23 protein-coding genes are annotated in these 26,503 nt (G+C 65.4%); 12 read left to right on the top strand and 11 right to left on the bottom strand.

Annotated features, from left to right (window positions below):
* Positions 1-122 precede the first annotated feature (122 nt).
* On the top strand, positions 123-1,112 hold the full coding sequence (locus ARC63_RS06880; RefSeq protein ID WP_043398812.1) for a fumarylacetoacetate hydrolase family protein: 990 nt from the start codon (positions 123-125) through the stop codon (positions 1,110-1,112).
* Positions 1,113-1,126: 14 nt separating this feature from the next.
* Entirely contained in the window at positions 1,127-1,810 is a 684-nt protein-coding gene (gene maiA, locus ARC63_RS06875; protein ID WP_057502877.1) for a maleylacetoacetate isomerase, read from the top strand.
* Positions 1,811-1,859: 49 nt separating this feature from the next.
* Here the strand turns inward: maiA and ARC63_RS06870 are convergent, their stop codons facing one another.
* The 3 genes from ARC63_RS06870 to ARC63_RS06860 are packed head-to-tail and all read right to left on the bottom strand — an operon-like array spanning position 1,860 to position 5,770.
* A complete protein-coding gene (locus tag ARC63_RS06870; RefSeq protein WP_057502875.1) occupies positions 1,860-3,320 on the bottom strand; it encodes a UdgX family uracil-DNA binding protein in 1,461 nt (486 codons plus the stop codon).
* Positions 3,301-4,584, bottom strand: a complete 1,284-nt coding sequence (locus ARC63_RS06865) for a putative DNA modification/repair radical SAM protein (protein ID WP_057502874.1) — start codon at positions 4,582-4,584, stop codon at positions 3,301-3,303. Before ARC63_RS06865 ends, ARC63_RS06870 begins: the two co-directional genes overlap by 20 nt.
* A 58-nt stretch (positions 4,585-4,642) precedes the next feature.
* On the bottom strand, positions 4,643-5,770 hold the full coding sequence (locus ARC63_RS06860; protein ID WP_043398800.1) for a PilT/PilU family type 4a pilus ATPase: 1,128 nt from the start codon (positions 5,768-5,770) through the stop codon (positions 4,643-4,645).
* 121 nt (positions 5,771-5,891) lie between these two features.
* On the opposite strand from ARC63_RS06860, the gene ARC63_RS06855 reads away from it, so the two are divergent.
* The 10 genes from ARC63_RS06855 (at position 5,892) to ARC63_RS06810 (ending at position 17,871) form a co-directional block, all read left to right on the top strand.
* Complete coding sequence (locus ARC63_RS06855) at positions 5,892-6,257, top strand: DUF4398 domain-containing protein (protein WP_057502873.1); 366 nt, start codon at positions 5,892-5,894, stop codon at positions 6,255-6,257.
* Positions 6,254-7,138, top strand: coding sequence for an OmpA family protein (locus ARC63_RS06850; RefSeq protein WP_010480632.1), 885 nt, complete (start codon positions 6,254-6,256; stop codon positions 7,136-7,138). Before ARC63_RS06855 ends, ARC63_RS06850 begins: the two co-directional genes overlap by 4 nt.
* Before the next feature lie 324 nt (positions 7,139-7,462).
* Positions 7,463-7,699: an HP1242/YdcH family protein gene (locus ARC63_RS06845; RefSeq protein WP_005407964.1), complete on the top strand. Its 237-nt coding sequence runs from the start codon at positions 7,463-7,465 to the stop codon at positions 7,697-7,699.
* Positions 7,700-7,999: 300 nt separating this feature from the next.
* Entirely contained in the window at positions 8,000-9,370 is a 1,371-nt protein-coding gene (locus ARC63_RS06840; RefSeq protein ID WP_010480640.1) for a pyridoxal-phosphate dependent enzyme, read from the top strand.
* Between the two features lie 123 nt (positions 9,371-9,493).
* The gene (locus ARC63_RS06835) at positions 9,494-10,678 is read left to right on the top strand and encodes a cystathionine gamma-synthase (RefSeq protein ID WP_057502872.1); all 1,185 of its coding nucleotides are present in this window, start codon (positions 9,494-9,496) and stop codon (positions 10,676-10,678) included.
* On the top strand, positions 10,678-11,472 hold the full coding sequence (locus ARC63_RS06830) for an ABC transporter permease (RefSeq protein ID WP_010480643.1): 795 nt from the start codon (positions 10,678-10,680) through the stop codon (positions 11,470-11,472). The genes ARC63_RS06835 and ARC63_RS06830 overlap by 1 nt, the downstream gene beginning before the upstream one ends.
* Positions 11,462-12,817 (top strand): ABC transporter ATP-binding protein, encoded by a 1,356-nt coding sequence (locus tag ARC63_RS06825; protein WP_057502871.1) that lies wholly within the window; start codon positions 11,462-11,464, stop codon positions 12,815-12,817. Before ARC63_RS06830 ends, ARC63_RS06825 begins: the two co-directional genes overlap by 11 nt.
* Complete coding sequence (locus ARC63_RS06820; protein ID WP_057502870.1) at positions 12,817-16,194, top strand: glycosyltransferase; 3,378 nt, start codon at positions 12,817-12,819, stop codon at positions 16,192-16,194. Before ARC63_RS06825 ends, ARC63_RS06820 begins: the two co-directional genes overlap by 1 nt.
* Before the next feature lie 276 nt (positions 16,195-16,470).
* The gene (locus ARC63_RS06815) at positions 16,471-16,821 is read left to right on the top strand and encodes a hypothetical protein (RefSeq protein ID WP_057502869.1); all 351 of its coding nucleotides are present in this window, start codon (positions 16,471-16,473) and stop codon (positions 16,819-16,821) included.
* 54 nt (positions 16,822-16,875) lie between these two features.
* Complete coding sequence (locus ARC63_RS06810; protein ID WP_231298599.1) at positions 16,876-17,871, top strand: acyltransferase family protein; 996 nt, start codon at positions 16,876-16,878, stop codon at positions 17,869-17,871.
* A gap of 89 nt (positions 17,872-17,960) precedes the next feature.
* On the opposite strand, the gene ARC63_RS06805 is transcribed toward ARC63_RS06810, so the two are convergent.
* From ARC63_RS06805 to ARC63_RS06770, 8 genes are read right to left on the bottom strand one after another with little or no spacing between them, the layout of a single operon-like run.
* Positions 17,961-19,874: a hypothetical protein gene (locus ARC63_RS06805; protein ID WP_057502867.1), complete on the bottom strand. Its 1,914-nt coding sequence runs from the start codon at positions 19,872-19,874 to the stop codon at positions 17,961-17,963.
* A complete protein-coding gene (gene rffA / locus ARC63_RS06800) occupies positions 19,871-21,004 on the bottom strand; it encodes a dTDP-4-amino-4,6-dideoxygalactose transaminase (protein ID WP_082587823.1) in 1,134 nt (377 codons plus the stop codon). The genes ARC63_RS06805 and rffA overlap by 4 nt, the downstream gene beginning before the upstream one ends.
* Before the next feature lie 30 nt (positions 21,005-21,034).
* Positions 21,035-21,661 (bottom strand): class I SAM-dependent methyltransferase, encoded by a 627-nt coding sequence (locus ARC63_RS06795; protein ID WP_057502866.1) that lies wholly within the window; start codon positions 21,659-21,661, stop codon positions 21,035-21,037.
* A gap of 3 nt (positions 21,662-21,664) precedes the next feature.
* On the bottom strand, positions 21,665-22,030 hold the full coding sequence (locus tag ARC63_RS06790) for an EamA family transporter (protein WP_010480655.1): 366 nt from the start codon (positions 22,028-22,030) through the stop codon (positions 21,665-21,667).
* Between the two features lie 4 nt (positions 22,031-22,034).
* A complete protein-coding gene (locus ARC63_RS06785) occupies positions 22,035-23,258 on the bottom strand; it encodes an acyl-CoA reductase (RefSeq protein WP_057502865.1) in 1,224 nt (407 codons plus the stop codon).
* A complete protein-coding gene (locus ARC63_RS06780) occupies positions 23,255-24,361 on the bottom strand; it encodes a LuxE/PaaK family acyltransferase (RefSeq protein WP_057502864.1) in 1,107 nt (368 codons plus the stop codon). Before ARC63_RS06780 ends, ARC63_RS06785 begins: the two co-directional genes overlap by 4 nt.
* A complete protein-coding gene (locus ARC63_RS06775) occupies positions 24,358-25,758 on the bottom strand; it encodes an AMP-binding protein (RefSeq protein WP_010480660.1) in 1,401 nt (466 codons plus the stop codon). The genes ARC63_RS06780 and ARC63_RS06775 overlap by 4 nt, the downstream gene beginning before the upstream one ends.
* Complete coding sequence (locus ARC63_RS06770) at positions 25,759-26,502, bottom strand: SDR family NAD(P)-dependent oxidoreductase (protein ID WP_057502863.1); 744 nt, start codon at positions 26,500-26,502, stop codon at positions 25,759-25,761.
* Position 26,503 lies beyond the last annotated feature (1 nt).

Genomic DNA, 26,503 nt, shown 5'->3' with positions numbered 1-26,503 from the left:
GGGCTGCAAGCCCTGCCGACCCCCACTACGGTAGGGTGGGCCGATGCCGCGCTGCAGCTTGGCGCCGCCGCAGATTTGATTACACTTGAAACTTGTTTGCCCACGACTCCGGACACCCACCCATGAAGCTTGGTTCTTTGAAGGAAGGCGGCCGCGACGGCACCCTGATCGTCGTCTCGCGCGACCTGCGCCACGGCGTGCGCGCCACCGGCATTGCCGCCACCCTGCAGCAGGCCCTGGAAGACTGGAGCCACATCGCGCCGCGCCTGAACGCCCTGTATGAATCGCTCAACGCCGGCGACGCCGATGGCGTGTTCGACCTTGACCCGCAGGCACTGGCCGCGCCGATGCCGCGCGCCTATGAGTTCGTCGATGGCAGCGCGTACCTGCCGCACGTCGAACGCGTGCGCCGTGCCCGTGGCGCCGAGGTGCCGGAGAGCTTCTACACCGATCCGCTGATGTACCAGGCCACCAGTGCCGGCTTCCACGGCCCGCGCGATGCGGTCAAGGTGGTCAGCGAGGACTACGGCATCGACCTGGAAGCGGAGATCGTGGTGATCACCGACGACGTGCCGATGGCCGCCACCCCGGAACAGGCGGCGGGCCATATCCAGCTGGTCGGCCTGGTCAACGATGTCTCGCTGCGCAACCTGATCCCGGGCGAGCTGGCCAAGGGCTTCGGCTTCCTGCAGTCCAAGCCGCGTTCGGCGCTGTCGCCGGTGTTCGTCACCCCGGATGAGCTGGGTGCGGCCTGGCAGGACAGCAAGGTGCACCTGCCGCTGCTGACCCACATCAACGGTAAGTGGTTCGGTGCGCCGGAAGCGGGCGTGGACATGCAGTTCAACTTCGCCGAACTGGTCGCGCATGCGGCCAAGACCCGTCCGCTGGGCGCCGGCACCATCGTCGGCTCGGGCACCATCGCCAACGAAGACACCAGCAAGGGTGCATCGTGCTTCGCCGAGCAGCGCGTGGTGGAGACCCTGCGCGACGGCAAGCCGAGCACACCGTTCATGTCCTTCGGCGACGTGGTCCGCATCGAGATGCTTGATGCCGCGGGCAACAGCATCTTCGGCGCGATCGAGCAGCGCATCGAACAGGCGGCCAAGCCCTGAGCATGGAGGCGGCGATGGACATCCTGGTTGACGACGGCCCGGTCGGCGACGGCATCGTGCTGTACACCTACTGGCGATCCAGCGCCGCCTACCGCGTGCGCATCGGCCTGGAGCTGAAGGGCCTGGCCTGGGAGGCGCGGCCGGTGCACCTGGTGCGCGAGGGTGGCGAGCAGCACCTGGACGCCTATCGCACGCTCAATCCGCAGCAGCTGGTGCCGACGCTGCTGCATGAGGGTCAAGTGCTGACCCAGTCACTGGCGATCGTGGAATATCTGGATGAGCGCTTCCCGCAGGTACCGCTGCTGCCGGCCGACGCCGCCGGCCGCGCGCGGGTGCGGGCGCTGGCCCAGCTGGTGGCCTGCGATATCCATCCGATCAACAACCTGCGGGTGATGCAGTACCTGGAGCGCGACCTGCAGCTGCCGGCCGACGCCCGCGCGCAGTGGACCCTGCACTGGATGGCCGAAGGCTTCCAGGCCATGGAAACGCTGCTGGCCAACAGCGGTGACACAGGCACGTTCTGCCACGGCGATCGTCCGGGCCTGGCCGACCTCTGCCTGCTGCCGCAACTCTACAACGCACACCGCTTCGGCCTGGACCTGACGCCGTACCCGACCCTGCGCCGCATCGAAGCGGCCTGCCAGGCGCTGGACGCGTTCGACCGCGCCCGCCCGGAAAACCAGCCCGACGCCGCCTGAACCCAAAAAAAGGGGACGGAGGGGATTACGTCGTAAATGCATATACGACTTAATCCCCTCCGTCCCCTTCTTGCAGCAGTTGCGCGAGATCATCGCGGAACAGCGCATAGGCCTGTTCGCGGCGGGCGCCATCGCCCTGCCGCAGCACCCACGCCGGATGCACGGTGGCGTAGCCGCGGGTGCCGTCCTCCAGCGTGTGCCAGCGTCCACGGTCGCGTGACAGATTGACATCACGGCCAAATACCGAGGCTGCCGCGGTTGCGCCGAGGCAGACGATGACCTGCGGCCGCACCCGCGCGATCTCGCCCATCAGCCATGGCCGGCAGGCCTGGATGTGGCGGCTTTCCGGACGCTTGTGCAGCCGGATCTTGCCGCGGCGCTCATGGTGGAAGTGCTTCACCGCATTGGTCAGGTACAGTGCCGCGCGATCGATTCCCAGTTCAGCCAGCGCACGGTCCAGCAACTGGCCGGCCGGGCCGGCGAATGGCTGGCCGCGCAGATCCTCGACGTCGCCCGGCTGCTCGCCGACCACCATGATCCGGGCATCGACCGGGCCTTCACCGAACACCCCCTGCGTGGCCGCTTCCCACAGCGGGCACTGGCGGCAGGCCAGCGCCTGTTGGCGCAGTGTCTGCAATCCCTTGGCGTCGGCGGCGGGCATTGGCGCCAGCGCCCGCGCAGGTATCTTCCGTTGCGGTGCCTGCGCGGGCCGGTCATGCATTTCCTGCACGCGATCGCCCGCATCGCGCACCAGGCGCGGCAGCAGCTGCGCCTCGGGCAGGTGGCGCCAGTACTTGGCAGGCATCTCCTGCATCATCATCCGGGTATTGAGCCGGGCCGGATTGAAGATGCTGGCGTAATAGGTCTGCCACAACGCCTCCCGTGCATCCTCTGCCGGGGCGTCCTCGCGCCGTGCGCCGGGGCCGAAGGCCAGCGCTTGTCCATCCCATGCCACGCTGCGTGACGGCGTCAGTATGGCCCAGTGCATGCCGGTGAAGCGGCGCGCGAAAAACGGCGCCACCCGATCGACGATGTGGTGCTCTGGCTCGAACCACGCGATGAACGCCTCGGGTTGGCCGCGCACCTCCCGGAAGCGCACGAACGCTTTCATCTTGTGGGTATCGCGGCGAACGGCCTGGGCGAGGGCGGTTGCGCGCAGCACGTCGGCATCGGCGGGATTGGTCAGCACCGAGCGCTCGCCATGGGTGATGCGCCACAGCAACCGGTACAGCAGGGCCATGCGTTGCACATCGCGATGGCACAGGCAGGTGGCCGCCAGTTCAAGGAAGTCGCGCGGTACGTTCGGCACGCCGGCATCGGCCAGGACGGGCGCGGAGCTGACCGCCGGCGCATCCAGCAGTGATGCCTCGCTGCCCTCCAGCCAGTCGAGCTGTTCCGGTGCGATGCCGCGCAACAGGGCATCGCGCGCACCGTTGCGCCAGGCCTCCAGCGACCACGGCGGGTCCACCCGCAGCGACCAGCGCTGTGCGTCAGGCTGACGGTGGGGCATCGAACAGCGATCCCTGACGGGGCGGTGGGGCCAATTGGGCGCGCAGCGCCGCCGGATCGTCCAGCGCCCTGCGCGGGTGGTGGTCGGCCAGCAGCACGAATGGCAGCAGTTTGCTCATCGGCGCCTTCAGGCGTGCCACATCGGCAACCCGCAGGCGACCGTGGCGGCGCGCCATCAGCACCCGCTTCACATTGCGCACGCCCAGCCCGGGTACGCGCAGCAGCATTTCCTTCGGCGCGCGGTTGAGATCCACGGGGAAGCGTTCGGGGTGGCGGATCGCCCAGGCCATCTTCGGGTCGATGTCCAGATCGAGCATGCCGGCCTGGGTGGTATCGGTGATTTCATCCACGCCATAGCCGTAGAAGCGCAGCAGCCAGTCGGCCTGGTAGAGGCGGTGCTCGCGCTGCAGGGGCGGCGGCTGCAGCGGCAGCTGGCGGCTGGCATCCGGAATCGGGCTGAAGGCGGAGTAGTACACCCGGCGCATGCGGTAGTTGCCGTACAACGCATCGGCGCTGGCGAGGATCTGCCGGTCGTTGGCGCCGTCGGCGCCGACGATCATCTGCGTGCTCTGCCCGGCCGGTGCGAAACGGGGAGGGCGCGGGCGTGCGCTGCGGGTGGACACCGGCCCGACCACCGCTGGCACCTTACGCGCTTCCTTCGCTTCCTCGATGCGCCAGCGCAGCTCGCCCATCGCACCGCGGATGGACTGTACGGTCTTCTCCGGTGCCAGCGCGCTCAGCCCGGCTTCGGTGGGCAGCTCCACGTTGATCGACAGCCGGTCGGCGTAACGCCCGGCGCTGGCCAGCAGTTCCGGCGACGCTTCGGGAATGGTCTTGAGGTGGATGTAACCGGCGTAGCGGTGTTCCTCGCGCAGTTGCCGTGCTACTTCCACCATCTGCTCCATGGTGTAGTCCGCATTGCGGATGATGCCGCTGGAAAGGAACAGGCCCTCGATGTAGTTGCGCTTGTAGAAGTCCAGCGTCAGCGCGACCACCTCGTCCACGCTGAAGCGCGCGCGGGGCACGTTGCTGGACACGCGGTTCACGCAGTACGCGCAGTCGTAGACGCAGAAGTTGGTCAGCAGGATCTTCAGCAACGAAACGCAACGGCCATCCGGCGTATAGCTGTGGCAGATGCCCATGCCTTCGGTGCTGCCGATGCCGCCGCTGGCGCGTGAGTCGCGCTTGCCCGAGCCGCTGGAGGCGCAGGAGGCATCGTATTTGGCGGCGTCAGCCAGGATGGCAAGCTTGCGGATGGTTTCCATTGCGGAAACCTACGGATCGGCGGTCTCATTGGATGAGACCGCCCCTGAACCCTTCAGGTCAGAACCCGTGGGTGATGCTCGGCGCGCCGGCCGAGAAATCCGCGTAAGGGTCGTGTTCGCCGCTGCTACCTTCGGACAGGCGGAACTTCAGCGCCAGGCCATCGCGCGAGTCGGCCGCGCGCAGGGCCTCCTCCTGCTCGATGGTGCCAGCCTTGGCCAACCGGAACAGGCACTGGTCGAAGCTCTCCATGCCTTCCTCCAGCGAGCCTTCCATCGCCGCCTTGATCTCGTGCACCTGGCCACGACGCAGCAGGTCGCGGATCATCGGCGTGTTGATCAGCACCTCGGTGGCCGGCAGGCGACGGCCTTCCTTGTTCTTCACCAGGCGCTGGCTGATCACTGCACGCAGGTTCAGCGCGAGGTTCATCAGCACGTTCTTGTGCGCGCTTTCCGGGAAGAAGTTGAGGATGCGCTCGATGGTCTGGTCGGCGTTGTTGGAGTGCAGGGTGGCCAGGCACAGGTGGCCGGTCTCGGCGAAAGCGATGGCGGCCTCCATCGTTTCCGCGTCCAGAATCTCGCCGATCAGGATCACGTCCGGCGCTTCACGCATCGCGTTCTTCAGCGCGTTGTGGAAGGCATGGGTGTCCAGCCCGACCTCGCGCTGGTTGACGATCGACATCTTGTGCTTGTGCAGGTACTCGATCGGGTCCTCGATGGTGAGGATGTGGCCGGTGGTGGTGCTGTTGCGGTGGTCGATCATCGACGCCAGCGAGGTGGACTTGCCGGAACCGGTGGACCCCACCACCAGCACCAGCCCGCGCGGGGTCATGATGACGTCCTTCAGCACCTGCGGCAGGTTCAGCTCCTCGATGCTCGGGATGCGGCTGCGGATGGCGCGGATGACCATGCCGACCTCGCCCCGCTGCTTGAACACGTTGACGCGGAAGCGCCCGGCATCGGGCAGGGCGATGGCCATGTTGAGCTCCAGCTCGCGCTCGAACTGCGGCACCTGGCCTTCGTCCATCAGCGAGTAGGCGATCTTCTTGACCATGCCCGGCGGCAGGCCGGTGTTGCCCAGCGGATAAAGCTTCCCCTCGATCTTGATGTAGACCGGTGCTCCGGTGGTCAGGAACATGTCCGAAGCGTTCTTTTCGGTCATCAGCTTCAGGAAGTAGCCGATATCCATTGCGAATTTTCCCCAACGAAACGGCCGACGCCCGTTGCCAGCACGGTGTCGGCTTGACGACAATGGCCGTGAACCGACAACCGGTACGGCCTCCCCAATGAAACGACTTAGCTTCGCACGAATGCGCCATGGCCTGTATGTGATGGCGTTTGCATTCGCACTGTCTGCCCCCGCCTGGGCGCAGGACGGCGCACTGGAACTGGCCCAGGCCCGGCAGGCGGTCGACAAGGCCACCCAGGCCGACGCCGACCAGTACGCCCCGGACCTGATCGGGCTGGCCCGGCAGGGGCTGGGGCAGGCCCAGCGTGCTGCCGGCGACCGCCGCGAGCGCAAGAACGCCCCGGCGATCGCCCTGCGCGCCGCCGCCGATGCCGACCTGGCCCGCGTCCGCAGCGAGGAAGCCACCGTGACTGCCCAGCTGCAGCTGCGCCGCAACGAGGTCAACCAGCTGCAACGCCAGCTGTCGACCGGGGAGGACCGCCGGTGAAGCCGATGACTGCCGCAACCCTGGCCGCGCTGCTGGCGCTGCCGCCCCTGGCCGTGGCCGCCGACAACCCGATGGTGGCGCAGCTGAGCCAGCGCCTGATGGCCATCCAGGCCAATCCCGACACCGCTGAGCTGGGCGCCTTCGAGCGCATGCAGGCCCAGCAGGCCATCGCCACCCTGGACAAGGCCAAGCGCCGCGACCAGGAGCTGGCCACCTACCTGGCCGAGCGCCGGGTGGAGATTGCCGAGACCGCCGTGCGTACCGCCCTGGCCGCGCGCGAGGTCGACCGCCTGGAGCGGACCCGCAGCGACCTGCTGATCGAGGCCAGCCGCCGCGACGCCGCCCGCGCCCGCCAGGAAGCCGAGCAGCTGCGCATGCAGGCGCAGATGCAGGCGGAGGAGGCCGAGCGCCTGCGCCAGGCCGCCGAGGCCGAAACCCTGGCCCGCCAGGACGCCGAGAACGCCCTGACCAGCGTGGCCGGCAAGCAGCAGCAGCGCCTCAGCGCCGCCCAGCAGAACGCCGCCAAGCTGGCCCGCGAGGAAGCCGAGCTGGTGTCCGGTCAGAAACTGCCGGCCTCGAAGTTCGATGGTCGCGGCGAAGTCTTCACCTTCCGTGGTGACGCGTTCACCGCCGGCGCCTCCAGCCTGTCCGGCGGGGCCCGCAACCAGGCCAAGGCACTGGCCGAGTACCTGAACATCGGCAAGAAGGGCCGCCTGCGCATCGAGGCCTACGACAACGCAAATGGCGTAGGCCAGAAGCGTGCCGAGGCCCTGCGCGATGCCCTGGTCGCGGCCGGTGTCGCGAGCAACCGGATCCAGCTCGCCGGCAAGAAGGCGGCCTCCACCCAGGCGCGCTCGGCCGAGGTCATCATCGCCCCGTAATTGCTTGATATCGTTTGTTTTTCGTTGCGATGAGCATTCAGCCTGAACCCCGCCCCGGCGGGGTTCGGTCTTTTTGCCGCAGGGGTCTTGTTCCCCGCCTTGAGCAGGCGTAGGGTCAATCGTCCGGGACGCAATGCCGCGGACCGGACGATGGGAGGGCCGGGCCGATGCAAACAGGGCGCGAACCGCAGCGAATCGACGTGCGCAGGCCAGTGCCGCAGGTCGTTGCAGGCGTCCAGGTGGCCATCGACCGGCGCTCCTCCATGAACAACGCCCCGTGCCTTGCGGCCGGGGCGTTCGTGTATCTGTCGAAGGAGGTCCATCATGTTTGAAGATCAGCCCCAGAGCGAGATCGACGCCCGTCGCGCGCGTGATCCGGAGTTCAGGGCACTCCATGACCAGCACCGCAAGTTGAACAAGAAGTGCATGGACGCGGAGTTGGGTGTACTCCCGATCGATGATGTCACCCTGGGTCGCATGAAGCGCGAAAAGCTGCTGGCCAAGCAACGACTTCTGCGAATGTACGAAACACCGCTCCCAACGACGTCCCCCACGCTTTGACGCACCCCGTCACGCCCGGAACGGCGTGACCCGGCCATCGATGGCCCCGCCGGGCGCTTCTGCCCCGGCATCGCGGCACCGCCGATGAGGCGGCCGCGCCAAGGCACCACAAGCGGTGGTGCCTTGGCCTGCAGGCACGACTCACCGATGCGGGCGGTACCGGTCTCCTCGTCGATCCGGGGCCGTCCGCATCTCTTTTTTACGGCGGGCACGCCGCTGCCGCAGCGACCTGACTTTCATCGCCATCCGTCGGATAATCATCGGTCCGGCCCTGCGTGGCGCGAACCGAAAGTCCTCCGAATGCCCATCCATTCTTCCGTCCTCGAACTCATCGGCCAGACCCCGATCGTCAAGGCCCAGCGCCTGGACACCGGCGTCTGCGAGCTCTACCTGAAGCTGGAGAGCGCCAACCCGGGCGGATCGATCAAGGATCGCATCGGCCTGTCGATGATCGAAGCGGCGGAGAAGCGCGGCGACCTGAAACCTGGCGCGACCCTGGTCGAGGGCACCGCTGGCAACACCGGCCTGGGCCTGGCCCTGGTGGCCCAGCAGAAGGGCTACAAGCTCATTCTGGTCGTTCCCGACAAGATGAGTCGGGAAAAGATCTTCAACCTGAAGGCGATGGGCGCTGAAGTGCGTCTGACCCGCTCGGACGTGGCCAAGGGCCACCCTGAGTACTACCAGGATCTGGCCAAGACCATTGCCGAGCAGACCCCGGGCGCGTACTTCATCAACCAGTTCGGCAACCCGGACAATCCGGCCGCGCATGAATTCGGTACCGGCCCGGAGATCCTCGAGCAGATGGGCGGCGACCTCGATGCCATCGTGTTCGGCTGTGGCAGCTCCGGCACCATGACCGGCCTGTCGCGCGCCTTCGCCAAGCTGTCGCCGAAGACCGAGCTGGTGCTGGCCGACCCGGTTGGCTCGATCCTGGCCGAGTACATCAACGACGGCAATCTGAACGACAAGTCGGGCAGCTGGCTGGTGGAGGGCATCGGCGAGGACTTCCTGCCGTCGATTTCCGATTTCAGTCGGGTGAAGAAGGCCTATGCCATCACCGATGCGGAGAGCTTCCACACCGCGCGCGAGCTGCTGGGCAAGGAAGGCATCCTGGGCGGCTCGTCCACCGGCACCCTGCTGGCCGCGGCACTGAAGTACTGCAAGGAGCAGACCACGCCGAAGAGGGTGCTGGTACTGGTCTGCGACACCGGCAACAAGTACCTGTCGAAGATGTACAACGACTACTGGATGCTGGACAACGGCTTCCTGCAGCGCCCGCAGCACGGCGACCTGCGCGACCTGATCCTGCGCCCGTACGGCCAGCGCGACACTGTCGTGATCGGACCGAACGACCTGCTGACCACCGCCTACCAGCGCATGAAGCTGTACGACGTGTCGCAGCTGCCGGTGATGGACGGCGACCAGCTGGTCGGCATCGTCGACGAAAGCGACGTGCTGTTGCATGTGTATGGCGATGAGGCACGTTTCCGCGACACCGTCGCCACCGCCATGGTCAGCAAGCTGGACCGGCTGGACGTGAAGTCGCCGATCGAGGCGCTGTTGCCGGTGTTCGACCGCGGCCAGGTGGCGATCGTGATGGACGGCGACACTTTCCTGGGCCTGATCACCCGTATCGACCTGCTGAACTATCTGCGCCGTCGCGTGCAATAAGCCGCTGATCGCAGACGTTCGCTGCTGAATCCCGGTTTATCCGCGTCAAAGGTCGTTAAGGCCGCGCTGGTAGACTTCCGCACCTTCGATGGCGCCGCGTGTCGGCGCCCCTCAGGAAAGAACATGTCCAACGCTACTTCCCAGGATCGCGCCCTGGCCCTGGCCACGCTGGCCATCCACGGCGGTCAGTCGCCCGATCCCAGCACCGGCGCGGTGATGCCACCGATCTACGCCACCTCGACCTATGCCCAGTCCAGCCCGGGCGAGCATCAGGGCTTCGAGTACTCGCGTACCCACAACCCGACCCGCTTCGCCTATGAGCGGTGCGTGGCGTCGCTGGAAGGCGGTACCCGTGGCTTCGCCTTCGCTTCGGGCATGGCGGCCAGCTCGACCGTGATCGAGCTGCTGGACGCCGGCAGCCACGTGGTGGCGATGGACGACATCTACGGCGGCAGCTTCCGCCTGTTCGAGCGCGTGCGTCGCCGCACCGCCGGGCTGGACTTCAGCTTCGTCGACCTGACCGACTTGGCCGCGTTCGAGGCAGCCATCACGCCAAAGACGAAGATGGTCTGGATCGAGACCCCGACCAATCCGATGCTGAAGATCGTCGACATCGCTGCGGTGGCCGCCATCGCCAAGCGCCACGGCCTGATCGTGGTGGTCGACAACACCTTCGCCTCGCCGATGCTGCAGCGCCCGCTGGAGCTGGGCGCGGACCTGGTGCTGCACTCGGCCACCAAGTACCTCAATGGCCACTCGGACATGGTCGGTGGCATGGTCGTGGTCGGCGACAACGCCGAACTGGCCGAGCAGATGGCCTTCCTGCAGAACTCGGTGGGTGGCGTGCAGGGCCCGTTCGACAGCTTCCTGGCCCTGCGTGGCCTGAAGACCCTGCCGCTGCGCATGAAGGCGCACTGCGCCAACGCGCTGGCCCTGGCCCAGTGGCTGGAAAAGCATCCGGCGGTGGAAAAGGTGATCTACCCGGGCCTGCCGTCGCACCCGCAGCATGAGCTGGCGACCCGCCAGATGGGCGGCTACGGCGGCATCGTCTCGATCGTCCTCAAGGGCGGTTTCGAGGCGGCCAAGCGCTTCTGCGAGAAGACCGAGCTGTTCACCCTGGCCGAGTCGCTGGGTGGCGTGGAAAGCCTGGTCAACCATCCGGCGGTGATGACGCACGCCTCGATCCCGGTCGCGCGGCGGGAACAGCTGGGCATCAGCGATGCGCTGGTGCGGCTGAGCGTGGGTGTGGAGGATCTGGGGGATCTGCAGGTGGATCTGGAACGGGCGCTGGTGCAGCAGGCCGGCTGATGGGAATCCTCTCGGTTTTCGGCAAGCATCGTTCGCTGACGTTCGAACTGAGCCAGCGCGAAGTGCTGGGCCGCTATCGTGGCGCCAGCTTTGGCCTGTTGTGGTCATTGATCAGCCCCTTCCTGATGCTGCTGGTCTACACCCTGGCCTTCGGCTTCGTGATGAAAGGCCGCTGGCCGGGATCGACCGGATCGACCACCGACTTTGCACTGATCCTGTTCGCGGGCCTGACCGTGCACGGGTTCTTTGCTGAGTGCTTCACCCGCGCTCCGCAGTTGATCGTAGCCAACACCGGCTACGTGAAGCGTGTGGTGTTCCCGCTGGACATCCTGGTGTGGAGCATGACCTTCTCGGCGCTGTTCCACCTGTTGATGAACATGGTGGTGCTGCTGCTGCTGCAGCTGGCGATCAAGGGCAGTATCCCGGCTACGGCCATCCTGCTGCCGGTGGTAGTCATCCCGCTTGTGATCCTCACCGCTGGCGTGGGCTGGATCGTCTCGTCGCTGGGCGTATACCTGCGTGACATCGGCCAGTTCGCCGGGGTGATGGCGGCGGCGATGCTGTTCCTGTCTTCGGCCATCGTGCCGGTCGAATCGGTGCCGGAAAGCTATCGCATCGTGTTCGAGCTGAACCCGCTGACCTTCATCATCGACCAGGTACGCGAAGTGGTGATCTGGGGCCGCCTGCCCGACTGGGCCGGCCTCGGTGTCTACACCCTGATCGCCTGCGCGGTGGCTCTGCTGGGCCATCGCATGTTCAACAAGCTGCGCGTGGGGTTTGCCGATGTCCTCTGAGCTGACCGACGGCGACATCGTCATCGATGTGCAGGGCGTGGGCAAGGCGTACCACATGTACGAACGCCCCTCGCACCGCCTGTTGCAGGCCCTGGCCGGCAAGCGCAAATCCTTCTACAAGGATTTCTGGGCGCTGCGTGGCGTCAGTTTCTCGATCCGCCGCGGGCAGACGGTGGGTATTGTCGGCCGCAACGGCTCGGGCAAGTCCACCCTGCTGCAGATGATCGCCGGCACCCTCAACCCGACCGAGGGCCGCATCACAGTCAAAGGGCGGGTCGCGGCCCTGCTTGAGCTGGGTAGCGGCTTCAATCCCGAATTCACCGGGCGTGAGAATGTCTATCTCAACGCCACGATTCTCGGCCTGACCCGGCCGCAGATTGAAGCGCGCATGGACAGCATCCTGGCCTTCGCCGACATCGGTGAATTCATCGACCAGCCAGTGCGCAGCTATTCCAGCGGCATGTCGGTACGCCTGGCCTTTGCCGTGATTGCTCATGTCGATGCCGACATCCTGATCATCGACGAGGCGCTGGCCGTAGGTGACGCCTTCTTCTCGCAGAAATGCATGCGCTTCCTGCGCGAGTTCCAGAAGAACGGAACGCTGCTGTTCGTCAGCCATGACGCGGCCGCGGTAACCAACCTGTGCGAAAGCGCGGTGTGGCTGCAGCACGGCCAGATGCGCCTTTCGGGCACGTCGCAGGAAGTGATCGAAGCGTACATGACCGAGCAGCACGTGGTAGGCCGTCGCGAGACGGGCGTGGACGACGTGGTGGTCGAAAAGAAACAAAAACGCGTGGCCACAGATGCGCCGGACTTCCGCCTGGAGGCGCTGCAGGCCGCTGGCGCCAGCAACCGCATCGCGTTGTTCCAGTTCGATCCGGACAATGTAGGGCAGGAATTTGGTGCCCAGGGTGCGCGCATCGTTGATGTGGCGCTGAACGATGAGGCGGGGGCGCCGCTGGGCATGGCCGAGGGCGGCGAGCTGGTCCGGCTGCGCATCCGTGTCGAACTGGTGCAGGCGCTGGACAGCGTGATCGTCGGCTTCTACGTCAAGGATCGCCTGGGGCAGCGCCTGTTCGGCGACAACAGCTACTTCGCCTGCAAGGACAGCCCCGTGGGCGGCCAGGCGGGTGAAAGCATCGTCGCCTCGTTCCTGTTCCGCATGCCGGTGATGCCATCCGGCTCCTACATGATCGATGCTGCGGTGGCCTCCGGCGACCAGCACGATCACACCCAGCAGCACTGGATCCACGACGCGCTGGAGTTCCGCGCGATCGACGAGACGATGCGCTTCGGCCTGGTGGGCCTGCCCATGCTGGCCATCGATGTCACCAAGGAATCCTGATGATCGAGTTCACCGGCGAACGTTTCGTCCCCACCGAACAGGGTGTCATCCGCCAGGAGCACCTGCACCGGTATGCGTGGTGCCTGCCCCTGGTGGAAGGCAAGGACGTGCTGGATGTGGCCAGCGGCGAAGGCTATGGCAGCGCGATGCTGGCCAGCCGCGCGCGTTCGGTCAGGGGCGTGGACATTTCCCATGACGCCGTTGCGCACGCTGCGGAGCGCTACGCCGACCGCACCAACCTGCAGTACCTGCAGGGGTCGGCTGCAGCGATTCCGCTGCCGGACGCCAGTGTTGACGTCGTGATCTCGTTCGAGACGATCGAACACCTGTACGAGCAGGAAGAGATGATGGCCGAGATCCGCCGCGTGCTGCGGCCGGATGGTGTGATGATCATGTCCTCCCCGAACAAGGAGGTTTACTCCGACCGCGCTGGCTACCACAACGAGTACCACGTGAAGGAGCTGTACCTGGGTGAGTTCCAGGCATTGGTCTCGCGGCATTTTCCTGCCTCGCGCCTGTGCGGGCACCGCATGTCGGTCTGTTCGACCATCACCCTGCTCGATGATGGTCCGGCACAGCCGGTGTACCAGGCGTTGACCGATACCGGCGAGGGTGTGCAGGAGCGCGCCGCGGTGATTCCCGATGCGGTGTACTTCGTCGTCGTGGCCGCAGCCGATGCCTCGCTGCTACCGCAGTTGCCCGCGTCCATCCTGTATACCGAAGCCGAAGACCTCTACGCCCACCACCATGAAGTAGCGCGTTGGGCGCAGGCGCAGGACGCCGAAATCGGTGAGCTGCGCGGCCATGTGGTACGCGAGCAGGGTGTGGTGGCTCAACTGCATGGCCAGCTCGATGCGGCGCGTGAGCAGCAACAAGCGCAGCAGGATGCACTGGCTGCCGAGAAGGCCAGGGCCGACCGCCTGGAAAAGGCGATGGCCGAAATCTGGGATGCGCGCGCGCACCTGCAGCAGCAGATCAACACCATCTCCGGTCTGACCGATGCCGCGCGCAGCGCCCTGCAGCAGCAGCATGCGCAGATCGAGCAGCTGATCCAGCGTTCCGGGGTCACCCAGCCGGCGGCGGCAGGAGGGCTGGCTGCGGGAGGAGAGTCGCAGGACGTCTCAGCGGTACTGGAGTCGTATCGTGCCGAGCTCGAGTCACTGCAGGCCCTGACTGCCTCGCTGATCGCCTCCCGCTCCTGGCGCATCACCAAGCCGATCCGCTTGGTAGGCCGCGTGCTGCGAGGCGAGTGGCACGCGGTGTTGCAGTCATTACGCAACTCCGGGTTGGCTCGCCATCCCTTGATGAAGCCCTTCGTTCCGATGGCCAAGCGCATGCTGCTGAGCCAGGCAGCAGCGGTTCCTGCTCCGCTGGATGGGCTGCTGCTGGAAGAAGTACACCGCGACCCGCAGTCGGTGCAACAGAGCCTGCGTTTTGCCGATGTCGTGGATCCGGTCGTCAGCATCGTCATTCCTACCTACGGCAACTACGAGCAGAGCCTGGCCTGCGTGGCCTCGATCGCGCGCGTGGGTGCACGCGTATCGTTCGAGGTACTGGTACTGGAGGACGCTTCCGGTGATGCGCGGATCGATGCGCTGGGCAGCATTCCGGGCCTGCGCTATCACGTCAATCCGAAGAACCTCGGTTTCCTGCGCTCCTGCAACCAGGCGTTGACCTTGGCCAAGGGCCATTACGTCTACCTGCTCAACAACGACACCGAAGTGCGACCGGGCTGGCTGGATACATTGGTGGACGTTTTCCAGTCGCATCCGGATGCCGGCCTGGTGGGCTCCAAACTGGTCTACCCGGATGGCCGCCTGCAGGAAGCCGGTGGCATCGTCTGGTCAGATGGCAGCGCGTGGAATTTCGGGCGCCTGCAGGATCCATCCCTGCCGGCCTATGGCTATCTGAAGGAAGCAGACTACATCTCCGGTGCCTCGATCATGCTGCCGCTGCAGCTGTTCCAGGAGCTCGGTGGCTTCGACGAGCATTTTGCGCCTGCCTACTACGAAGACACCGACATCGCCTTCCGTGTGCGCGAGCGTGGGTTGAAGGTCTACATGCAGCCGGCATCGGTCGTGGTGCATTACGAAGGCGTGTCCAGCGGCACCGATGAGGGCAGTGGGGTCAAGGCATGGCAGGCGGTCAACCGTGACAAGTTCCTCGCACGCTGGATGCCGACCCTGGAGCAGGGCCAGTTCGCCAATGGCGAGCATGTGTTCCTGGCGCGGGACCGTTCGCGCAACAAGCGCCACGTGCTGGTGGTGGACCACTATATTCCGCAGCCTGACCGCGATGCCGGCTCGCGTGCGACCTGCCAGGTGCTGCATACCCTGCTGGAAGAGGGATGCCAGGTAACCTTCTGGCCCGCCAATGCCTACTACGATGACCAGTACGCGCCGCCACTGCAGCGCAAGGGCATCGAAGTGATGCATGGGGTCGGCTGTGTTGGCGCGGCTGGGTTCGAGGCCTGGATGACCGCTAATGGCCAGTATCTGGACGTGGTGATTCTCAACCGGCCACATGTGTCGGCTGAGCTGGTAGCCAGCGTACGCCGCCATAGCAGGGCCACCCTCGTCTATTACGGACACGACATCCATCACCTGCGCATGCAGCAGCAGCTGCAGCTGCAGCCGGATGAGGACCTGGCACGTGAGGCCGCGCGCTTCCGTGATTTCGAGTACGCCCTCTGGCAGCAGGCAGATGTGGTGTTGTATCCGTCCACGGACGAAACCGCCCATGTACGTGCGTGGCTGGCCAGCCATGCGCCATCGGCCGGGACCCGCGCCGAGACCATTCCGCTGTACGCCTATGAGCCTGTTGCCGATGCCGATGTGCCGGGCCCGGAGCAACGCCATGACATCCTGTTCGTCGCCGGCTTCGCGCATGCGCCCAATGTCGACGCGGCACAGTGGTTTGTCAGCGAAGTGCTGCCCCGAGTGCAGGCACAGGTACCGTCGGTCCGGTTGAGCCTGGTTGGCTCCAACCCGCGTCCGGAAATCCAGGCGATGGCGTCTGAACGCATCGATGTGACCGGATACGTCAGTGACGAAGTCCTGGCCGGTTGGTACCGGCGTGCGCGCGTGGCGGTTGCGCCGTTGCGTTTCGGCGGGGGGGTGAAGGGCAAGGTGCTGGAAAGCCTGCGCAATGGCCTGCCGTGCGTGACTACCTCGATTGGCATGCAGGGCTTGGGCAATGCGTCGGCATTCATGCCCACCGCTGAGGACGCTGAAGGCATGGCTGCGCAGATTGTGTCGCTGCTGGGCGATGATGCGCGGTGGCAGCAGGTGTCTGATGGCGGCCGAGCATTCATTGCACAGCACTACTCCGATGACGCACTGCGCCGGATTCTGACCGCCGCTGTTGCGGCACGCTGAGGCACCGTTTCGTCCCCGCCCGCACTGACGCTGGCGGGGACGAGGCCAATCGCCGGGGCTGCGGGGGACGTGAACGCGGGCTTTACGCTGTGGTGCGCATGGGTAAGAATGCCTCGTTTCCGCCGCCCTCCGGTGGCGATGGGTAGGGAGCACTGCATGGGGATTCAATCGCGCGCGCTGCTGGCATGCGTGCTGGCGCTGGCCCTGACGGCCTGTTGTGACGAGGCTGGCCGCCGTCGCGCAGGAGCTGTCGGAACCACGTCCGAGGCGCCCGGCATGCAGGCTGCTGTGACTGACGCGTCCGTTGCCGGCCTGAACCTGGTCCATGCCAGTGTTGCAGGCATGATGGTCGAACCTACAGTACTCAAGCTGGATTGCAGCGGCGCGGCCGGTGCGTCAGCCGAGGTGCAGGTGGTATGGAAGTCCGAGGTTCCGAACGCCGCCTTCGTGCAGATCACGGTTGGCAGCCTCACGCAGACACCCAAGGTCTGGGTGGAAGGTGCGGCTGCTGGCACGGAGGTCACCGGACCATGGATCAATGACGGTTCGGTATTGACCTTCAGTGACGGCAACGGCAATACCCTTGCCACTGTTCGCGCGGTAGCCACCGCATGCCCGTCCCGTTGACGGCATGCCGACCCTGCGTCCTCGTTTCCTGCCCATTGGAGCAGTTCCTTGAAAATGCCTGTGTTTGGATTCGGCGCAAGCCGGTTCGTCCTCGCGTCATTGGTCGCGGCGTCCCACTTGTGGTCGAACATGCCGCATGGATATGCCGCCTACGCGGTATGGGCATTCTTCGTGCTCAGCGGCTTCCTGATGACGCTGGTGTTGACCACCAAGTACGGCTTTGATCGCACCGGCCTGAAGGCATATGCGTTCAACCGCTTCATGCGGATCTTCCCGCTGTATTGGCTGGCCGCGATCATGGGCCTGCTGACGCTCTGGTACTATGGCAGCGTCGGCATTGACCTGCGCCCGATCAATGGCGAGTTCCACATGCCTCGTGGCCTGCAGGATTGGGCCTACGTTGTCACGCTGTTCCCGGGCATTACCCGCGGAGGCCTGCCGGTTCCGGTGGCGAATGCGCTGGCCATTGAAGTGGGCTTCTATCTGTTGATGCCGATGATGGCAACCTCACGTGGTGCAGCCGCACTTGGTGTGGTCATCGGCGCCCTTATCAATCTCAAGCTTGGCATCCATCAGGACAGCTTCGGTGAGCGCTACGCCACCTTCCTGCCTTGCCTGCTGCCGTTCGCGACGGGCGCCCTGGTCTGCCATTACCGTGAATCCCTGGCGCGAATCCGCATGCCGGCCATCAGCTGCGCGGCCTGGTTACTGCATGGAGCGGTCTGGTTCTTCGTGCCGAGCTGGCCGTGGGATTGGGGCCTGTATGCGTCCTTGCTGCTTTCGGCGTGGATGGTGGTGTCACTGCATCAGCAACGTGGCGGCAAGCTGGACAAAATGCTGGGCGACCTGAGCTATCCGATCTATCTGATCCACACCACGGTGGCAGCCTGGTTCGTCTGTGCCTGCGGATTCACTCGTCCGTTCACAACCTTTTTCCTCCCAGCGTTCGCGGCCACGGTCGCGCTTTCGTGGCTGATCGTCGTGTTGATCGATCGCCCCTTGTCGCGGCTGAAGCGCAAGCCGCCCACGCACGTGGTTGAAGCGCGCTGAGAAAGGGCAGCGCCAGGAAGGCTTAAGAAAGCCGGTGCGCTGAAGTCCGCACCGGCTTTTTTTTTTGGCCGGGGTGTTGTGGCTCAGCGTCAGCGTGCTGTGGAGTTGCTTGTGCAAAGAGGCAGATCGAGCTGCTGCTGGGCCAGGACCCCTTGGCTGTCCGAGCGGACCAATGACAGTACCGAGTGATCGGGGAGCGCATGCTCCACGGTCAGCGCTGGCTCCGCCGGAGCAGTGCTTGCCAGCAGCGTGCGTTGCGCACCGACCGAATCGACCCACAGCTGGGCGCCGAATGGTGCCAGGTCACGGGTGTCCAGGTGGATGCGCACCGGCTGTACAGCGGAGGTGTCATCGGCGCAGGATCCGGAAAGCGGCTCCGCAAGCAGCGATGCCTTGACCGGCGCGCCAGCGATTCGATGATCGAAGCGCTGCTCCTGTACCGCCCCGGGGCCAAAACCCGGCACCGTTGCCAGTGACGGATACAGGCGGTTCCGGATCTGGAAACGGTTGGAGAAGATATTCAGCTGCTTGTCCACCAGCAGCGAAATCAACTTGACCCGCTCTTCCTCGGGGTAACCGCACACCGTCATGATGTCGGGGCAGGCGGTCGGCGGCGTGCGCGGATCGGTGGCCAGGCGTTGCATGGCCAGGGCGGTGTTCTGCCAGTAGGGGATCAGGTAATGCGGCAGCTTCCAGTTGTAGCGCGATGCCTGCCACTGCACGGCCAGCAGGCCGGCGATCAGCAGCAGGATGCCGCCCTGCTCGACGAAGCGGGCCTTGGGTGATGTGTGCGCCGAAGCCGGCGCCGATGCACCGGAACGTGTCAGCCGGTAGTGGAACATCACAGCGATGGCGACCAGATTGATCTGATAGGACATCACATAGCGGGGCTGATGCAGGTAGTTCCAATCGAATGCCGGCACGCGGCTGAGGATGATGCCAGCGGTCAGTGCATACGCAACCAGCATCAGGAACGTGGCCATCGCCAGTGTCCGGTTGTAGGTACGCCTCCGCCAGGCACCGAATACGGTCACCCAGAAGAACACCTGCAGGGCCAGTACGGCTCCGGCGCAGACCAGGACCGCTGCCTGCGTGGCCTTGGGGAATCGAGCCGACAACAGTTCCAGATGGATCAGGCCGTCCGAGAACGGAATCAGCAATCCTTTCAATGCATCGGCGGTCAACAGTGATTCGGCAAGGCTTCGGCTGGGCAGCATGGTTGCACCCGTGCCTGCCCGCATGGCGACCCACCACAGGAAACCCCGGACCAGCATCAAGGCGACCACCGCAGCAACGAGGGCGGTTGCCTTGTCGCGCCGCGAGGCGGTGAGCAGGGGCACGCAGGCGAGCGCGGTTGCGATCACCATTACCAGCGCGATCTCGTCGGTACACAGCCCCAGCAGCAGCGTGGCAGCAAACACGAGCCACGGGCGGGCCTGCTGCAGCTGGGTCATCACCAGCGAGAAATACAACGCGCCCAGTAGCAGTGGGATGTATCCAAGCGTTGCCAGCGGCCAGGTGAAGATGTTGGAGCTGTTGAGCGACAGGCCCAGCGCGAAGACCAGGCCGATGCACAACCAGGCGTACGCATTGCGCATCGGACTGGCCAGTGCGTGGCGTGGCATTTCACGTGCCACGGCACAGCACCAGGCGATACCGACGAGGATTCCGATCAGGCCTTCAACGCGGAAGTCCATGTCGAAGTACTTGGTGTGGAACAGCAGTACCAGTTTCTGCAGCGGTTGAGCATGGTCGCCCACGCCGCGCTGCATGAACAGGTCCAGGAAAGTCAGCGAGCCGTCGAAGTAGCGCGGCAGAAAACTTTCCAGGAAATACCAGGCATCGGACTGCACCAGCGGTGTAGCGACAGCATCACTGAACAACAACGCGTTGCAGGAGGCGGCGATTGCAAGCAGCACGCCGAACGCGCGCAGCATGAACGCGAGCGACCCGATGCCAGGCCGGGTCAGCAGCCTGGCGGGTGCCTTGTGGGCCTCACTCATGCGTACTGCCTCAGTGCCGCGTCGGCTGCCTCCATGACCGCGTCCAGTTGCGGTTCCACGCCAATCCATAGCGGCATGCGCACCAGCCGCTGGCTGATGTCATCGGTCACGGTCATCGGCGAGCCGGTGCGACCGTAGGTCGTGCCCGCCGGAGAGGAGTGCAGGGGGATGTAGTGGAATACGGTCTGCACGCCCCGCGCCTTCATCTCCTGGATGAACTGGCTGCGAGCTTCCAATGACGGCAGCAGCATGTAGTACATGTGCGCATTGTGGCTGCAGTGCGCTGGAACTGTCGGACGGGTCAGACGTCCTTCTGCTTCGTGCGCGGCCGCCCATCGGTGGTAGCGCTCCCAGATGGCAAGGCGGCGCTGGGTGATGTCCTCGGCCGAGTCCATCTGCGCGGCCAGGAATGCAGCGGTGATCTCACCGGGCAGGAAGGAAGAGCCCAGGTCCACCCAGGTGTACTTGTCGACCTGGCCGCGGAAGAAGCGGCTGCGGTTGGTGCCCTTCTCGCGGATGATCTCGGCGCGCTCGGCATGCTGGCGGTCGCGGCACAGCAGCGCCCCACCTTCGCCGGAAATGATGTTCTTGGTCTCGTGGAAGCTCAGTGCGCCCAGATCGCCGATGGTGCCCAGCGGGCGCCCCTTGTAGGTGGACATGATGCCTTGCGCGGCGTCTTCCACCACTGCCAGGCCATGCCGTGCCGCAATGTCCAGGATTGCATCCATTTCGCATGAGACGCCGGCGTAGTGCACTACGCAGATGGCCTTGGTGCGTGACGTGATGGCCGCTTCGATGAGCGTCTCATCGATGTTCAGGGTATCGGCGCGGACATCGACGAAGACCGGTACCGCACCGCGCAGCACGAATGCGTTGGAGGTGGAAACGAACGTGTAGGACGGCATGATCACTTCGTCGCCCGGAACCAGGTCCAGCAGCAGGGCCGCCATTTCCAGCGCAGCAGTGCACGAGTGCGTCAGCAGCGAAGCCTGCGCGCCGGTACGCTCGTTCAACCAGGCGTGGCACTGCTTGGTGAACGGGCCGTCGCCACTGAGATGACCATTGGCATGGGCGTGGGTGATGTTGACCAGCTCCTGGCCAGTCATGTACGGCTTGTTGAACGGAATCACTGCTGCTCCTGAACGTGACTGGGCCGCAGCTCAGCGCACGCATTCCATGATGTAGTGGGTGTAGGGTACGTAAAGCATATCGCCCCTGACCCGGCCCGATACCGCCGAGAATTCGGCTTCGGCCAGGGCCCGATAGGCGTCGGGGGTGCGGATGCTCTGCCCGCGGTCACGGGCGATCAACGCGTGTGCGATGGCTGATTGGCCTTCGACATAGGCACCGTCAAGCGAGATGAAGCGGCCGCCTGGCTTGAGCGCCGCGCGCGCGGTACGCATCAGCGCACGGGCGCGGTCGTCGTCGAGGTGGTGGAGGATGCCGATGGCCAGTACCAGATCGGCCTGCTGCTGCTCGCCACCGGTCAGCTGGTAGTCGGCCACGTCCATGCACTCGAAGCGTGCACGCCCATCAAAGCGCTGGCGGGCCGCCTGGATGTAGGCTTCGGAGAGATCGAAGCCGACGTAGTGCAGGCCATCGGGCATCTGGCTGAAAAGCTCACCCGTGCCGCAGCCGATGTCCAGAACCCGGTCACCGGCACGCGGCCTTATGTGATCGCGGATCAGCCGGGCGCGGGAGCGTCGGGCCCCCAACAGGTTCTGCAGCAGGTCGTAGACCGCTGGGTGTGATAGCACTGCGTGCAACCCATCGGTCTTCTGCGACATGGTTCAGGCTCCGGAGCGAGACAGGACGATGACGCCCAGGATGATCAAGGCGGTGCCGGCGATCTTATGCGAGTCGAAGGACTCGCGGAAGAGCCATACGGCAAGGGTTGCCACCAGTGGGAAACTCAACGCGGTGAAGGGATAGGCCTTGCTCAGCGGCATCCGGCCGATGGCCGCCATCCAGCACAGTGAAGCGCCGAAAGCCGCCGCGAAGGCACTGATCACCCAGGGATTGAGCAGCAGGGTGATGACCGCGCGCGGGTTCAGGCCGTCGATGGTCGCCCCGGGATTGAGGCTGACCTGCCACTTCAGCATGAGCTGGCCGTAGACGGTCAGCAGGATGGTCAGGGCAATGAAAACATAGCTCATCGGATCAGGTCGCAGGCAGGGTGATCTTGCGGGTAAGGACATCGAGCAGGTCGGTGCCGTCCCAGACCGGATGGAAGTCCAGGGCGCGGCCGAATGGTACGACGCGGTCGATGGCACGATTGCGGAGGCCGCACAGGAAGCCGCGCAGGTCGGACGCCGTGAAACCATGCTGGACAAGCGTCTGGTCACGGTCGTCGAGTTGTGGCGCCAACGCATCCAGCGTGGGCAGCTCGATCTCCACCACCAGGCCGTGGCCAGACTGGATCTCGCGGATCCCGCCATCGGCACGCGAGGCTTCCAGGCGCAGCGGATACAGGCCGATGGCATCGGCGGAATGCACGCCATGCCCGGTGGCCGCCAGCAGGTTGGCATCGGTCACCCGGGCCATCAGTGCTGCGGGCTCGTCGTCCAGGCTGGCGGCCTGGGTGCGTACCGCCGGCCAGAAACGTGCCTTGGCCGCTGCGGTCTCTGCCTCGTCGCCAACCCAGTACAGGGTGCGCGGCGAAGAGCAGGCCTGCTGGCCGAACCAGAGCACGTCGTTGCAGAAGCGATGGGCGAGTTCCTGCAGATCGGCATCGTTGGCTTCGATCAGCGTGCCTGCGCGCATGACCGCCACGCCGAACCGGTCCGGGAAGGCCAGCTCGAGAGCCTGTGGCGCGATCGGCAATGAGCGGATCTTGGCGACCGTGGCGTCACCGCCCCAGATGATGCGCGCATGGCAGTGACGGGAGATCGCCGTGGTGATCGCATCGTCATGCGGATACGTCAACAGTACCGCACGTTCCAGTACCTGTGGATGCAGGCCTTCATGCTGCATGTCATGCAGGATCGAGACCAGCGCATCGCGCTGGGTGCTCTGCTTCTGCGACAGGCGGGCCACATTGGTGTTGCCTGACAGCACCGACATCAGCCAAGCGTACGCGAACAGGACGTCCACGTTGGCCGGAGCAAGATGGAAGACCAGTCCTCGGGCCAGATCCAGCTCGGTCGGGCGCGTTCCGATGCGCTGCGAAAGCTGATTGACCGCGGCGCCGCGGAACCAGTGGGCAAGGGTGGCCAACTCGGGATGCTGGCGCAGCTGCGGCAGTGTGAATACGCGACGGGAGAAGTCCGCAACGAACTCGCGCAGTGGCGCGCTGAACGGCAGCAGCGGTGGCAGTACCGACAGGCGTGCCAGTTCCGCATCCAGCGTGGCGTCCGGGTGGATCGAGAAGAGCAGTCTGGTCATGCGTTGGGTACCGTGCGGGTATCGCTGCAGCCGCGGATTTCCACGTTCTTGATACGGCCAAGCACGGCGAAGTGCTTGCCCGGGCGGCCGCAGGCGCAGTCGTCCTCGCCATGAATCACGCCAAGGTCTTCGGTCAGCAGGCTGTGGCCGGGATAGCTTTCGGGCAGCAGGCTCAGCACCTGGATCGCACCGGTGGTGCCATGTGGCGCCGGATGCAGGTCCTGCAGGTCGCGAACGATCACGTCGGCGTAGGCCGGCGCGTGCAGGTGGCCATGCTCACATTCGAAGAAGATCGAGCCGACCTGTTCAACCATGCCGTAGTAGTTGTGAACGCGTTCGATGCCAAAGGTCTGCGACAGCGCGGCCTTGTAGGCAACGTTGTCGACCTTCTGCTCGTCCATTTTCTTCCAGCCGCCGCCGTGCACCAGCATGCTGCCGGCCGGGAAGCGGATCTGCCGGCCATCACGGCGTGCTGCCTGCACGAACGATTGCCAGACGATGAACGTGAAGCCGAACAACAGCACGGGCTCATCCGGATGTGCCTGCAGCCATTGCTCCAGTGCAGTCCAGTCCGGTTGCAGGTCTTCGTCCAGCAGATACAGATGGTCACGGCCGAAGTTGGAGAAGCCGAGGATGCCTGCGGCGCGCGCGTTGAAGCGGCTGCGATCACGCAGGAAGCTGGAATCGTCGACCACCAGCATGCGCAGGCGCCTGTTGCCCGCGAAATGGGAGAAGATGCGGGTCAGTGCGCGGGTCTGCGCGCGCGCGGTGTCGGCATCGAGGAAGATGCGGGAAACCGCGGCGCCCGTGGTGCCACTGGACACCAGTGTGCGCGACACCTTGTCGTCGTCGATGCTCTTGAGGTCCAGCAGCTTGAACATGCGGACCGGTAACCACGGCACCTGCTCCAGACTGGCCGCATCGTCGGCCGGCCATAGGCCGTCGAGTATGCGTGCATACGGCGCGCACTGCGCTTGATGGTGGCGGGTCAGTCGATTGAGGCCTTCCAGCAGCCAGGTACGTTTCTGGCTGCGGTCCAGGCCGAAGACGTCGACTTCCAGGGCAGCGGCCGCGTTGGCAGCCGGCGCGGCGGGCAGGGTCACCTTGCAGCTCCTTGTCCGGCCATCTGCCGGAGACTCTGGTAATCCACCTTGCCGCTGGCCATCAGGGGCAGCGCATCCAGATGGAGGGTACGGACGTGGCCACCGAACAGCTTGTAGCGTTCCTGCACCAGCTGGCGTACCTGCGCCTGCTCGGCGACCTGGGCACCGTGACTGAATGCCACCAGGTCGTCGTCGTCGCCCGAGCAGACGATCTGCTGGCGCAGCGCTGCCGACAGCATGGCCTCGACTTCGTCGAGGTTGACCCGGTTGCCGGAGATCTTCAGGAAGCGCTTGGCGCGTCCGGTGATGTAATGGAAGCCGTCCTCGTCAACGCGGGCCAGGTCACCGGTGCGCAGCACTCCCTGCAGCTCGTCACCCTTGGCCAGATCGGCACGCGTGGTGGCATAGCCCATCATCACATTGGGGCCGGAATAGACCAGTTCGCCAGTCGCTGCATCCACTTCCATGCGGCCTCCAGGAACCGGTACACCGATGCTGCCGACCTTGTCGATGATGCGTGCAGCCGGAACATAGCTGATGCGTGGAGAAGCCTCTGTCTGTCCGTACATCACGAAGAACTCCAGGCCATGGGCCTGGCTGGATTCGGCGAAATGCGCGACCAGTTCATCGCGCAGGCGGCCGCCGGCCTGGGTCAGCATGCGCAGGCTGGGCAGCTGCAGGCGGGCCAGACCCATGCGCCGCAGGATCTCGAAGGTGGCCGGAACGCCGGACAACGAGGTGATGCCGTGGCGACGGGCGCTGTCCCAGAACTCCCGGGTCATCAGGCTGTCCTCGCTCAGCACCACCGAGCCGCCAGCGGCAAGGTGGCTGTTGAGGATGGACATGCCGAACGAGTAAGCCAGCGGTAGCGTAGTGATCGCACGATCATCGGCACGCAGGCCCAGGTACTGGACAATGGCGTTGGCATTGGTGTCCAGACCCGCCGCGGACAATCGCACCAGCTTTGACGAGCCGGTACTGCCGGACGTGCTCAGCAGTAGCGCCAGATCGGCGTGTGGTACTTCGTTGACCGGGCCCGCGACGCGCAGATGCAAGGCCAGCGCCTGGCCCTGATGCACGGTCTGGTAGCCATCCGGCGCGGGACCCGTGGCGGCGACCCAGTCAGGCTGGTAACGCATCACCAGCGCTGCCAGCAGTTCCGGATCGGTGTCGGGTTGCAGCAGTAGTGGAACCTGGCGCCCGCTGCGCAGAGCGCCCAGGTAAAGCGCCACGGCCTCGGTATGGCTGGGCATGCACAGCAGGCCCATGCCGCGTCCTTCGGGCAGCCGCGCGGCGTGCTGGTCGGAAAGGCGGGCCAGCGACGCGAAGTCCAGCGTCTGCCCGCCATCGATCAGCGCGATTCGCGACCCGTGTTGTTCAAGGTTCCAGAACGGCATTCAGACCACCATTTGTCCGTCGATGCCAATTACCTGCCCGGTGACATAGGCGGAGGCATCACTGAGCAGGAAGCCGACCAGTTCGGCCACCTCTGCAGGGGTGCCGGCGCGCCCCATCGCAATCGAAGCGACACGCTTGGCGTGCGCGGCCTCCGGCATGCTGCGCGTCATGTCGGTATCGATGAAGCCCGGTGAGACCGCGTTGACGCGGATGCCACGTGGGGCCAGTTCCTTGGAGGCCGAGCGGGTGGCGCCGACCAGTGCGGCCTTGCTGGCAGCGTACAGGCTGAGCCCGGCGGCACCGTTGACGCCCATGATCGACACCAGATTGACGATGCTGCCTGCGCCACTGCGCGCCATCAGGCGCGAGGCGTACTGCATCGCCATCAGCGGTGCCTTGACATTGACCGCCAGCACCTTGTCGATGTCCTCGGCACGGATCATGCCGAGCAGGCCTTCGTGCAGCACACCTGCATTGTTGACCAGCCCATCCAGCCGGCCGAAGCGGGCGAAGATCTGCTTGAACAGGCCCGCGAGGGCATCGGCATCGGTCAGGTCGAGCGCGGCACAGAGCCCAGCCGGTGCACCCAGCGCCTGAATCTGTGCATCCAGCCCGGCCAGTGCCTCTTCATCGCGGGCTACCAGTACCAGCTGCGCATGCCGGGAGGCCTGCTGCAGGGCGATCTCGCGACCGATGCCGCGCGATGCACCGGTGACCAGGATGACGGGTGCGGCGCCGGCCATG

Origin of the sequence: Stenotrophomonas geniculata ATCC 19374 = JCM 13324, from assembly GCF_001431625.1 — a bacterium.
Lineage (GTDB): Bacteria > Pseudomonadota > Gammaproteobacteria > Xanthomonadales > Xanthomonadaceae > Stenotrophomonas > Stenotrophomonas geniculata.
The sequence above is the reverse complement of the archived record's forward strand: the minus strand, read 5'-3'. Positions and strand labels throughout refer to the sequence as shown.

Bases quoted from the DNA above. Each gene is read 5' to 3' on its own strand.
- ARC63_RS06880 (WP_043398812.1), top strand. From the start codon at position 123: ATGAAGCTTGGTTCTTTGAAGGAAGGCGGCCGCGACGGCACCCTGATC.
- maiA (WP_057502877.1), top strand. From the start codon at position 1,127: ATGGACATCCTGGTTGACGACGGCCCGGTCGGCGACGGCATCGTGCTG.
- ARC63_RS06870 (WP_057502875.1), bottom strand. From the start codon at position 3,320: ATGCCCCACCGTCAGCCTGACGCACAGCGCTGGTCGCTGCGGGTGGAC.
- ARC63_RS06865 (WP_057502874.1), bottom strand. From the start codon at position 4,584: ATGGAAACCATCCGCAAGCTTGCCATCCTGGCTGACGCCGCCAAATAC.
- ARC63_RS06860 (WP_043398800.1), bottom strand. From the start codon at position 5,770: ATGGATATCGGCTACTTCCTGAAGCTGATGACCGAAAAGAACGCTTCG.
- ARC63_RS06855 (WP_057502873.1), top strand. From the start codon at position 5,892: ATGCGCCATGGCCTGTATGTGATGGCGTTTGCATTCGCACTGTCTGCC.
- ARC63_RS06845 (WP_005407964.1), top strand. From the start codon at position 7,463: ATGTTTGAAGATCAGCCCCAGAGCGAGATCGACGCCCGTCGCGCGCGT.
- ARC63_RS06840 (WP_010480640.1), top strand. From the start codon at position 8,000: ATGCCCATCCATTCTTCCGTCCTCGAACTCATCGGCCAGACCCCGATC.
- ARC63_RS06835 (WP_057502872.1), top strand. From the start codon at position 9,494: ATGTCCAACGCTACTTCCCAGGATCGCGCCCTGGCCCTGGCCACGCTG.
- ARC63_RS06830 (WP_010480643.1), top strand. From the start codon at position 10,678: ATGGGAATCCTCTCGGTTTTCGGCAAGCATCGTTCGCTGACGTTCGAA.
- ARC63_RS06825 (WP_057502871.1), top strand. From the start codon at position 11,462: ATGTCCTCTGAGCTGACCGACGGCGACATCGTCATCGATGTGCAGGGC.
- ARC63_RS06820 (WP_057502870.1), top strand. From the start codon at position 12,817: ATGATCGAGTTCACCGGCGAACGTTTCGTCCCCACCGAACAGGGTGTC.
- ARC63_RS06815 (WP_057502869.1), top strand. From the start codon at position 16,471: ATGCAGGCTGCTGTGACTGACGCGTCCGTTGCCGGCCTGAACCTGGTC.
- ARC63_RS06810 (WP_231298599.1), top strand. From the start codon at position 16,876: ATGCCTGTGTTTGGATTCGGCGCAAGCCGGTTCGTCCTCGCGTCATTG.
- ARC63_RS06805 (WP_057502867.1), bottom strand. From the start codon at position 19,874: ATGAGTGAGGCCCACAAGGCACCCGCCAGGCTGCTGACCCGGCCTGGC.
- ARC63_RS06795 (WP_057502866.1), bottom strand. From the start codon at position 21,661: ATGTCGCAGAAGACCGATGGGTTGCACGCAGTGCTATCACACCCAGCG.
- ARC63_RS06790 (WP_010480655.1), bottom strand. From the start codon at position 22,030: ATGAGCTATGTTTTCATTGCCCTGACCATCCTGCTGACCGTCTACGGC.
- ARC63_RS06785 (WP_057502865.1), bottom strand. From the start codon at position 23,258: ATGACCAGACTGCTCTTCTCGATCCACCCGGACGCCACGCTGGATGCG.
- ARC63_RS06775 (WP_010480660.1), bottom strand. From the start codon at position 25,758: ATGCCGTTCTGGAACCTTGAACAACACGGGTCGCGAATCGCGCTGATC.
- ARC63_RS06770 (WP_057502863.1), bottom strand. From the start codon at position 26,502: ATGGCCGGCGCCGCACCCGTCATCCTGGTCACCGGTGCATCGCGCGGC.